The sequence below is a fragment of the Vibrio sp. 2130-1 genome (assembly GCF_033339515.1).
Genome location: NZ_JAWOUT010000795.1, coordinates 1 through 501, shown reverse-complemented (window position 1 = coordinate 501; position 501 = coordinate 1). Strand labels below are relative to the sequence as shown.

Here is a 501-nt window from a genome sequence, read left to right as displayed (position 1 = left end):
TGGTGATTTAGATCACATTTGGGCAGTAAATAATCCATTAAAAATGTGAAGGTCATGGAACGAGGATTATATTGATCGGCTTAATCATAGTTATGGGCAATAGTTATGCGCAGTATATTGTTAGTCCCCGCGTTATTGTTGTCAGGGTGTGCTCTGACACAACAATCCACGCCGATTCAGCCTGATGCCAACTGGCACGTTAATCAGCTATCCAATGGAATGAAATACCACATCTATCCAACTCAAGACCAAGAAGTTTCGGTTCGTTTGGTGATGCACATTGGTTCGTTCCAAGAAGAAGCCAATCAAAAAGGCTACGCTCACTTCGTTGAGCACATGGCATTTAATGGCAGCACGCATTTTACCGGCAACGACGTTGCCAAACTCTTTGTGCAACCTTGTGGTACCTTTCGCGCTGCTATCAACGCTTTCACTAGTTATCAGCTAACGTCTTACCAACTTCACCTTCCGAATAATACGAAGCTAGAACATGCCCTGCAG

General features: G+C 43.9%; 1 protein-coding gene. It reads left to right on the top strand.

Annotation, left to right across the window (positions count from 1 at the left end):
- Window positions 1-105: 105 nt before the first annotated feature.
- The coding region (locus R7Q09_RS28750) for an insulinase family protein (RefSeq protein ID WP_318144286.1) at window positions 106-501 on the top strand (396 nt) is incomplete at its 3' end.